Origin of the sequence: Nocardia sp. NPDC004654, from assembly GCF_040609595.1 — a bacterium.
Taxonomy (GTDB): Bacteria; Actinomycetota; Actinomycetes; order Mycobacteriales; family Mycobacteriaceae; genus Nocardia.
Genome location: NZ_JBEXKI010000021.1, coordinates 1 through 3084 on the forward strand (window position 1 = coordinate 1; position 3084 = coordinate 3084).

General features: G+C 59.5%; 2 protein-coding genes. Both read right to left on the reverse strand.

Annotated features, from left to right (window positions below; all coding sequences use genetic code 11):
- A partial coding sequence (locus tag ABZV58_RS34530; protein ID WP_355004395.1) for a polyketide synthase docking domain-containing protein occupies positions 1–203 on the reverse strand: 203 nt, incomplete at its 3' end.
- On the reverse strand, positions 193–2952 hold the full coding sequence (locus tag ABZV58_RS34535; protein WP_355004396.1) for a type I polyketide synthase: 2760 nt from the start codon (positions 2950–2952) through the stop codon (positions 193–195). The genes ABZV58_RS34535 and ABZV58_RS34530, both read right to left, overlap by 11 nt.
- Positions 2953–3084: the final 132 nt, after the last annotated feature.

The following is a 3084-nucleotide window of genomic DNA, read 5'->3' on the forward strand; positions in this document are numbered from 1 at the left end:
CCGCCGATGGCATCGACCTCACCAGCGACCAGATCCCACAGCTGCGCCGGACTGGTCACACCGCCGGGAAGCCGACACCCCATCCCCACAACCGCGATCGGCGCGCTATTGTTTTGCTCAACTTCATGAAGCTGCTGGCGGGTTCGGTGGAGCTCTGTCGTGACTCGCTTCAGGTAGTCACGGAGTCGGTCCTCATTTGCCATCTGATCTCAGTCCCAGCTCGTTATCAATGAAATCGAACATTTCGGCGTCTGTGGCCTCGGTGAGTGACTCCGTGATGTTATGCGCAGCGTGGTCACTCGCGGTGGTCGCGTCCAAGGTCGCAAGCAACTGACGCAGTCGATCGGAGAGGCTCTCACGGAGGTCTGGACGCATCGCGGCCAGACTATCTTCAAGGAGATCTAGTTCACCCGAGAACGGAAGAGAAGAATCTATTTCCGCTGGCGCGAGTCGTCCTTCCAAATAGCTAGCCAACTTTAGTGGAGTCGGATAGTCGAAGAGCGTTGTCGCAGGCAAGGGACAGCCAAGGTCTCTGCTGAGAACATTGCGCAACTCCACCGCGATTAGGGAATCCATCCCCATGTGCAAGAAGCCGGCTTCAGGGTCTAGCGTTTCCGGGTTGCCATGGCCCAGACTGGCGGCGGCCCGCCTTAGCACAAGATCGAGCAAGATCTGCTGCCGCTCGACGTTGCTGCGACCGGCGAGTTGCCGGTGCAAGAAGTCGGAATCAGCTTGTGGTTGGAGTTTCGCACGGCGTCCTGCTGAACGGATGAGCCCCCTCATGAGAGTCGGCAGTTGACCAGCTTCGGTTGCTGTGCCAGGCAACTGCAGCTGAGCCGGGATGACGAGCGCATGACTGGACGCAAGCGCTGCGTCAAGGAGATTCATAGCGTGGGTCGGTTCCATAGGGACAATGCCTCGGCGGCCCAACCGCGCTAGGTCTGCCGCGGTGAGCGCGGCGCCCATTCCTTCGTCGGTTCCCCATAGTCCCCAAGCGAATGAGTGTGCGGGTAGTCCCTGGGTCCGCCGATAATGGGCAAGGGCGTCGAGGAAGGAGTTCGCGGCTGCATAGTTCGCTTGGCCAGGGGTCCCAATGGTGCCTGCGGCACTTGAGTACATAACGAAGGAACGCAGATCGTGCTCTCGCGTGAGCTGATGGAGATGCCATGCGGCATCGATCTTCGGCTCGAGCACTTCACGCATGTGCTGTCGCGTGAGGCCAGGCAGCATCGCGTCGTGCAGAAGACCGGCAGTGTGGAATACGGCGGTAAGCGGATGGTCATCGGAAATCGTTGTGAGCACGCCTTCAAGGAAGGAACGGTCACGAACATCCCCAGCGGTGATAGTGACCGAAGCCCCGAACGCTGTGAGCTCGGCGAGAAGGTTTGCGGCTCCTGCCGCATTAGGTCCTCGTCTGCTGATCAGGTGCAGGTGCCGGACTTGATGATTGAGTACCAGGTGGCGAGCCAGCAGTTGTCCAAGGGTGCCAGTACCGCCAGTTATGAGCACAGTTCCGCTGGGGTCGATTGGAACAAGCTGTGGCGTGCTTGTGTGTTGTTGCAGCCGCGGTGCGGCAATACGACCGCGACGCAGAGTCAACTGGGGTTCCTCCGAGGCTAATGCGGTGGTGAGGGCATACCAGGATTCTGGGGAGTCGTCGTGGTCGATAAGGACAAATCGGCCTGGGTTCTCAGATTGCGCAGACCTTACGAGACCCCACGCGACCGCTGCTGCAGGGTCCACGATGTCGTCAACTGTCGTTGCTACAGCCCGTTGAGTCAGTACGATCAGCGGTCGGTCGACGAGATGCTCTGCGGCTACGAACTGCTGCAGGGTCTCAAGGACTTGGGCTGCTGTGGTATGTGCTGCAGTGATCATGTCCGATTCGGACGACGGGGGCAGAACGGGGAAGATGATAGTGGATACTGTGTCCACTGTTGACAACTCAGCGTGATCCTCAGCGCTGAACCCAAACCGTTGCAGTACCGAAGCGGTTGGTGGGTCCCCGAGCACCGCGTAGCGCGGTGAGACCGCTTGGGCGGCCCTAGCGGTGAGTGAGGACCACTCGATCACATAGAGACTATCGGTCGCGCCTGTCGCCGCGCGAGCTGTGGCGAGTTGATCGGGCGTCACCGACCGGAGGGCCAGCGATTCGATTGTCATCAGTGGCATACCCGCGTCGTCTGCGACGAGGAGTGAAACCACGCCTTCAGTCGGCCTTGTCAGTCGCACTCGCAATCGTCGGGAGCCGCCGTTCGAATGGAGAAACACGCCATTCCACGAGAAGGGAAGCCGGACGTAGTCGCTATCATGCCAGAGCATTAGCGGGTGTAGCGCCGAATCCATCAGAGCTGGATGGATCCCATAGTTCTCTGGGTCGACGTCGTTAGGCAGCGCGATCTCGGCATAGATGTCGTCTCCGAGTGTCCATCCGGCTTCGAACCCCTGGAACATCGGGCCGTACTGGTAGCCGGTATTTAGGAATGCGCGGTAGAACTTATCGACATCGACAGACGTCGCTCCGACAGGAGGCCAAACACCGAGGTCGACAGCTGATTGTGGTGTAGTTGGCGCTAAGAAGCCGGTGGCATGGCGGGTCCATTCGGCGCTTTGCGGGGACCTTGCTGGGCGCGAATGCACAGCCACTGGGCGGCGTCCCGACGCATCAGCAGTATCGATCTTGACCTGAAGATCTCGCGCTCCTGACTCCGAGATTGCTAGGAACTCATGATGTACGAGCTCTTCAATCCCGCCGCATTCGAGACTTCGCGCCGCGAATAATAGAAGATCGACGAATGCGACTCCCGGCAGGACAATTGTGCCGTGCACAACGTGTTCTCTGAGCCATGGTTGCGTTTGCAACGAGACACGGCCCGTGAAAATGGCGCCTTCCTTGTCTGGCAAATGAACAAACGCGCCGAGCAGTGGATGATCGATATCGGCTAGACCCACGGACGCTACGCCTGTGCGTCCGGTAGAGGCGGGTGCGAGCCAGTATTTTTGGTGTTGGAAGGGGTAGGTGGGTAGTGGGGTGTGTTGGGTGTGGGTGGTGTTGTTGAGGGTGTTCCAGTTGATGGGGAGGCC